7 protein-coding genes are annotated in these 6,394 nt (G+C 69.9%); 5 read left to right on the top strand and 2 right to left on the bottom strand.

Features of this window, described 5'->3' with window-relative positions; genetic code table 11:
- A partial coding sequence (locus A5736_RS14465) for an AMP-binding protein (protein ID WP_139333314.1) occupies positions 1–888 on the top strand: 888 nt, incomplete at its 5' end.
- Positions 885–1,856 carry an enoyl-CoA hydratase/isomerase family protein gene (locus A5736_RS14460; RefSeq protein ID WP_254848366.1) on the top strand — a complete coding sequence of 324 codons (972 nt, stop codon included), beginning with the start codon at positions 885–887 and terminating at the stop codon, positions 1,854–1,856. The genes A5736_RS14465 and A5736_RS14460, both read left to right, overlap by 4 nt.
- Positions 1,857–1,860: 4 nt before the next feature.
- Here A5736_RS14460 and A5736_RS14455 read toward each other — a convergent pair whose 3' ends face one another.
- Together A5736_RS14455 and A5736_RS14450 are read right to left on the bottom strand one after the other, a co-directional pair.
- Positions 1,861–2,307 carry a CD225/dispanin family protein gene (locus tag A5736_RS14455; RefSeq protein WP_076123710.1) on the bottom strand — a complete coding sequence of 149 codons (447 nt, stop codon included), beginning with the start codon at positions 2,305–2,307 and terminating at the stop codon, positions 1,861–1,863.
- 112 nt (positions 2,308–2,419) lie between these two features.
- The gene (locus A5736_RS14450) at positions 2,420–3,589 is read right to left on the bottom strand and encodes an acyl-CoA dehydrogenase family protein (protein WP_254848365.1); all 1,170 of its coding nucleotides are present in this window, start codon (positions 3,587–3,589) and stop codon (positions 2,420–2,422) included.
- A gap of 18 nt (positions 3,590–3,607) precedes the next feature.
- Between A5736_RS14450 and A5736_RS14445 the strand changes: the two genes are divergently transcribed.
- From A5736_RS14445 to A5736_RS14435, 3 genes are all read left to right on the top strand, one after another.
- Positions 3,608–4,615 (top strand): MaoC family dehydratase, encoded by a 1,008-nt coding sequence (locus tag A5736_RS14445; protein ID WP_076246929.1) that lies wholly within the window; start codon positions 3,608–3,610, stop codon positions 4,613–4,615.
- Between the two features lie 35 nt (positions 4,616–4,650).
- On the top strand, positions 4,651–5,835 hold the full coding sequence (locus A5736_RS14440; protein ID WP_076246928.1) for a CoA transferase: 1,185 nt from the start codon (positions 4,651–4,653) through the stop codon (positions 5,833–5,835).
- Positions 5,829–6,394 (top strand): amidohydrolase family protein (locus A5736_RS14435; protein WP_139333313.1); only part of this gene is annotated, 566 nt, incomplete at its 3' end. The genes A5736_RS14440 and A5736_RS14435, both read left to right, overlap by 7 nt.

Raw genomic sequence — 6,394 nt, 5'->3', positions numbered from 1 at the left:
CCGTCGGTGTGGTCGATGACCGCGCAGGCCGGCGGCATCACGACCGTGGTGCTGGAGAAGTTCGACCCCGAGGGCACGCTGGACGCCATACAGCGCTACCGCGTGACCCACGGCCAGTTCGTGCCCGCCATGTTCACCCGGATGCTCAAACTGCCTCAGGCGGTTCGTGATTCGTACGACCTGTCCAGCCTGCAGCGGGTGATGCACGCCGCGGCGCCGTGTCCGGTGGAGATCAAGAAGCAGATGATCGACTGGTGGGGGCCGATCGTCGACGAGTACTACGCGTCCTCGGAGGCGATCGGGTCGACGTTGATCAGCGCCGAGGAGTGGCTGGCCCATCCCGGTTCGGTCGGCAGGCCCATGAACTGCCAGATCCACATCCTCGGCGAGGACGGCACCGAGCTGCCCCCTGGCCAGCCCGGCGAGATCTACTTCGAGGGCGGCTTCTCCTTCGAATACCTCAACGATCCGACGAAAACCGCTGCCTCACATGACAAGCACGGCTGGGCCACCGTCGGCGACGTCGGCTACCTCGACGACGAGGGCTATCTATTCCTGACCGACAGGCGCCACCACATGATCATCTCCGGTGGGGTGAACATCTATCCGCAGGAGACCGAGAACCTTCTGGTCACCCATCCGAAGGTGCTCGACGCGGCGGTGTTCGGCATTCCCGACGACGAGATGGGCCAGCGCGTCGTGGCGGCGGTGCAGACCGTCGACCCAGCCCACGCCACCGACGAATTCGCCGCCGAGCTGCTCGGCTGGCTGCGAGACCGCCTGGCGCACTACAAGTGCCCGCGATCCATCGCGTTCGAGACGCAGCTGCCGCGCACCGACACCGGAAAGCTCTACAAGAACGGGCTGATCGAGAAGTATTCGGTGTGACTCTCCGAGTGGTCGACCTGTCCGGCGCGACGGACGCCGGCGTCGACACGCCGCCGGGGGTGACCGTCGCCGTCGGCTCGGCCGCTGACATCGCGAAGTCCGAAACCTGGCTCGACGCGGCGACTTTCACCCTGACCGAGGACCCCTGCACCGATCGCCGGGTGGTCACCGTCGATTCCGTGCCCCAGACGCTGGCCGAGCTGACGCAGCGCTGCCAACGCTGGCCGCATGCCAGCAGCGTGTGCGACGACGTGCTGCGCGCGGTCAGCCCCGACGGCCCGACGCTGGCCGCGGTCGTGACCGAGTCGTTGGCCTACTCCACGCTGCAGGCCGGCCCGGAGTTCGCGCGCTGGCTCGACGAGCGCGGCCCCGCCCGCATGCCCGAGATCGGAGACCCGGTGCAGGCACGCCGCGACGGCGACACCCTGCGCATCGCGTTCAACCGGCCGCAACGCCACAACGCGTTTTCCACCGACGCGCGCGCGGCGCTATTGGAGGCGCTGACCGTCGCGCAACTCGACCCGTCGGTGACGGGGATCGTGTTGAGCGGCAACGGCCCATCGTTTTGCAGCGGCGGAGACCTCGCCGAGTTCGGCACCTTTGCCGACCCGGCCAGCGCGCACCTGGCCCGCACCCGGCACAGCCCCGCGCTTGCGCTCGACGCGCTGACCGCCCGGCTCGGCCGGTCCTGCCGCGCCGAGGTTCACGGCCGGGTGATGGGCAGCGGACTGGAGATGGCGGCGTTTTGCGGATGGATTGAGGCGCGCGACGATTCGGTGTTCGGGTTACCCGAATTGACCCTGGGCCTGATCCCCGGCGCCGGCGGCACCGTAAGCGTTACGCGGCGAATCGGCCGCTGGCGCACAGCGTATCTCGTGCTGTCCGGACGAACCGTCGGCGCCGATACCGCGCTGGAGTGGGGGCTGGTGGACGCCATTTGCGTTGGCGCCCAAGGCCTCTCCCAGTAGGAGCTCAGTAACCCGAAAACGTCGTCGTGGTGGTCGACGGCAGGTTGGAAATGGCGAAGGCGAAGATGAAGAAGTACACGATCGCGGACATCAGCCCGATGACCCCGCCCGCGATCGCGGCGATGATCGCCCACTTCTTGGCGTTCTCGGAAGCGGACTGGGCCTCGGCATACCGTCCCTGCGTCCACAGCCCAGAGACCTTGGTGGAGTAGACGATCGACACGATGCCCAGCGGAAGACAGCACAGGACCGTGGTCAGGATCGCCCACACGAGGTAGTTGTCCGGCTCTCGCTGGGCCGGCCAGCCCGGCTGCTGGCCCGGCCAACCCGGTTGCTGGCCTTGCCAACCGGGTTGCTGTCCCTGCCATTCCGGCGGTTGGCCCTGCCAACCCGGTTGCTGCTGGCCCTGCCATTCTGGGGAACCTTCGTACGGCCCTGGGGGATAACTCATGACGACTCCCTTTCCGTGTGGTTCCCTCCGGTCCAGGCTTTGCTGGCACGCGAAGTCAGGCAAATATACAGCACGCATCGGGGTCGGGCCGGGAGATTTCGACTCCCTCCCTTCAGATCCCGCCCCGGGCGACCAGCTGCCCGGCGATCACGTTGCGCTGGATCTCATTGGTGCCTTCGCCGACGATCATCAGCGGCGCGTCGCGGAAGTATCGTTCGACGTCGTATTCGGTGGAGTAGCCGTAGCCGCCGTGGATGCGCACGGCGTTGAGCGCGATCTCCATCGCGACCTCGGAGGCGAACAGCTTGGCCATCCCGGCTTCCATGTCGCAGCGTTCGCCGCTGTCGTAGCGCTCCGCGGCATACCGGGTGAGCTGACGGGCGGCGGTGAGCTTGGTCGCCATGTCGGCGAGGTAGTTGCCGACGGCCTGATGCTTCCAGATCGGCCGGCCGAAGCTCTCCCGCTGCTGCGCGTAGGCCAGCGCGTCCTCGAGCGCCGCCGTCGCCACCCCCAAGGCCCGCGCAGCCACCTGGATACGGCCCGTCTCGAGCCCCTTCATCATTTGCGAAAAACCCTCGCCCGGGCGGCCGCCCAGAATCGCGGTCGCCGGCAATCGGTAGTTGTCGAACGACAGCTCACAGGACTCGACACCCTTGTAGCCGAGCTTGGGCAGGTCCCGCGACACCGACAGGCCCGGCCCGTGCTCGACCAGCGCGATCGAGATGCCCTTGTGCCGCGGCTCGGCGTTCGGGTCCGTCTTGCACAACAGGGCGATCAGGCCGGACCGGCGCGCGTTGCTGATCCAGGTCTTGGAGCCGTTGATCACCAGGCCATCCGAGCCGTCCGGCAGCGCGGTGGTGGACATGTTCTGCAGGTCGGAACCGCCACCTGGCTCGGTCAGCGCCATCGTGGCCCGCAGCTCGCCGGTGGCCATCGGCGGCAGGTAGGTCCGCTTTTGCTGCTCGGTGCCGAACAGCGTCAGCAGCTTGGCCACCACGGTGTGCCCGCCCATCGCGCCGGCCAGGCTCATCCAGCCGCGCGCCAGCTCCTGCGTGACACGGACGTAGCAGGGCATCGACACCGGCGACCCGCCGTACTCCTCGGGAACGGCCAGCCCGTAGATGCCGATCCGCTTCATCTGCTCGATCCACGCATCGGGGTAGGTGTTGGCGTGCTCGACCTCGCGGACGGTCGGTTTCACGTCGCGGTCGATGAACGCCCGCACGGTGGCGACCAGCAGGTCCTCTTCGTCTTGGGAGTCGTCGCTGTGCTCTCTGCTCACCCATGCCATATTGGCCCCGTGACTTATGCCGACATACGCGAGGGTGGGCCCTACTTCGACGACCTATCGGTGGGCCAGGTGTTCGACTGGGCGCCTTCGACGACGCTGTCGCCGGGTCTGGCGGCCGCGCATCAGGCGATCGTGGGGGACCGGCTGCGCCTGGCGCTGGACGCCGACCTGTACGTGGCGGTAACCGGCATGCCCGGCCCGATGGCGCATCCAGCGCTGGTCTGCGACGTGGCGATCGGGCAGTCGACGCTGGTGACCCAGCGAGTCAAGGCCAACCTGTTCTATCGCGGTCTCACCTTTCACCATTTCCCGGCCATCGGTGACTCGGTCTACACCCGCACCGAAGTCGTTGGGCTGCGGCCGAATTCGCCCAAGCCCGGCCGGGCACCCACGGGGTTGGCTGCGCTGCGGATGATCACGATCGACCGGGCCGACCAGCTGGTCCTCGACTTCTACCGCTGCGCCATGCTGCCCGCGAGCCCGGACTTCCGGCCCGACGATCGTCCCGGCGACGACCTGTCGGGCATCGGCGCGGACGCGGCCCCGCCCGCCGCCGATCCGACCGCCCACTGGGACGCCGAGGTCTTCCGAACCCGGGTGCCCGGCCCGCATTTCGACCCCGGCATCGCGGGCGCGGTATTGCACAGCACCGGCGACGTCGTCAGCAGCGCACCGGAATTGGCTCGGCTGACCTTGAATATCGCTGCCACACACCACGATTCGCGGGTCGGCGGGCGCCGCCTGGTCTACGGCGGGCACACCATCGGGCTGGCACTCGCGCAGGCCAGCCGGCTGCTGCCCAATCTGGTGACGGTCCTGGGCTGGGAGTCCTGCGACCACACCGGCCCGGTGCACGAGGGCGACACCCTCTACAGCGAACTACACGTCGAGTCCGCTCAGCCGACCGGGCACGGCGGCGTGCTGAAGCTTCGCTCGCTGGTCTACGCGGTCAGCGACGCGGCAGACCAGCCCGACCGGCCGGTGCTGGACTGGCGCTTCAGCGCCCTGCAGTTCTGACCCGCGGCGCGGCACGCCACGCGCACAATGGTGTCGTGAGCAGCGAGTCGGCCGACTGGGGAAACAGCGGGCTGGCCTACCTGACCGGGCCGCCCGACGGGCCGCCGGACTTCTCCCGTGCCCACGTGCTGACCCGCGCCGAGGGAGTCGCCGCGGACGTCGGTCACCGAACGGGCATCGGCGTGAGCGCCGCCGCGCTGCTGACGGGGCGGGCCGCGCTGCTCGGATTGACCCGCGGCGGATCGGTCTCGTGCGGCGGCGCCACCCGATTGCTGGCCGCGCGGGACGGCTGGTGCGCGATCACGCTGTCCCGTCCCGACGACATCGCCGCCGTGCCCGCGCTGGTCCACGCCGATGATGTGCCCGCGGACCCCTGGCCCACGCTGAGGCGTTGGGCCGCAACCCAACCGGTGTCGGGAATCATCGAGCGGGCGGTTCTGCTCGACCTTCCCGCCGCTGCCCTGGGTGAGGTCGCGGCCACGTCACCGCGGATCGAACGGGCGGGATTCCGGGCGGAGGTACACCGCATCGCCGGCCTGTTGGTGGCCGACCTGTCGTCGATGTGGGCGGGCCCGTTGTGCGGGCAGCTGCTGGCCCGCGCCGGGGCGACCGTCGTCAAAGTCGAGAGCCCGCGCCGCCCCGACGGCACCCGCAGCGGCAACCGCGCGTTCTTCGACTGGATGAACGGCGGAAAGCTGTCGTATTGCGTCGATTTCGACAACGCCGACGAACTGCGCGAGCTGCTCGCGGTCGCCGACGTCGTGATCGAGGGCTCCCGGCCCGCGGCCCTGGCCCGGCGCCGGCTCGGCCCGGGCGACGTAGCGCCGCGAGCGGGCCGCATCTGGTTGCAGATCACCGGGTACGACGAGCATTCACCGAGGCCCGCGTTCGGCGACGACGCCGCGGTGGCGGGCGGTCTGGTCGGCACCGGCCACGGCGAGCCGGTGTTCTGCGGGGACGCCATCGCCGATCCCCTGACCGGCCTGGAGGCGGCCTGCGCGGTCACCGAATCGCTGGTCCGCGGCGGCGGCGAGTCGATCCACCTGTCCATGGCCGCGGTCGCCGCGACCTACGCCGCGCTGCCCACCCAGCCGTCGGCCTCGGATCACCCCGCCCCGCCGCCGCCCGTGCCGCCCGCGGCCGCGCCTGGGCCCGAGCTTGGCGCCCACAACGACGCGGTGCGGCGCCTGGTATCCGAACGGCGTTGCCTGTCATGCTGATTCGGCGGGCCACCCTGCTGGACGGGACGACCACCAGCATCCGGGTCTCCGAACGGATCGAGGAGATGGGCGACGGGCTGACCGCCCGACAGGGGGAGGGCCTGCTCGACGCCGGCGGCGGGACCGTGCTGCCCGGGCTGCACGACCACCACGTGCACGTCCGCTCGGCCGCGTCCGCGCTGGACTCGTTTCTCGTCGGACCGCCCGGCGTCACCACCAAAACCCAACTGACGCAACTGCTGTCGAACGCCACGCCGGGCCCCGACGGGTGGATTCGCGCCGTCGGCTATCACGAGTCCGTCGCCGGCGAGCTGGACCGGGCCGCCCTCGACGCGGTGGTGCCGCGCGTCCCGGTGCGCGTCCAGCATCGCAGCGGGGCGCTATGGATCCTCAACTCGGCCGCGCTGGGCCGCGTCGGCCTGGCCGAACATCCCGACGGTCGCCTGCGCAGTGCCGACCGCGGCTGGTCGGATGCGCTGGCGCGCCGGGAAACCGACCTCGCGGAGCTCAGCCGCCGAATCACCGCGACCGGCGTCACCGGTGTCACCGACGCCACCCC

The sequence above is a fragment of the Mycobacterium sp. SP-6446 genome, assembly GCF_001954045.1.
Classification (GTDB): Bacteria; Actinomycetota; Actinomycetes; order Mycobacteriales; family Mycobacteriaceae; genus Mycobacterium.
Note: the sequence above shows the minus strand (reverse complement) of the source record. Positions and strands in the feature narration are given on the sequence as shown.

Bases quoted from the DNA above. Each gene is read 5' to 3' on its own strand.
- A5736_RS14455 (WP_076123710.1), bottom strand. From the start codon at position 2,307: ATGAGTTATCCCCCAGGGCCGTACGAAGGTTCCCCAGAATGGCAGGGC.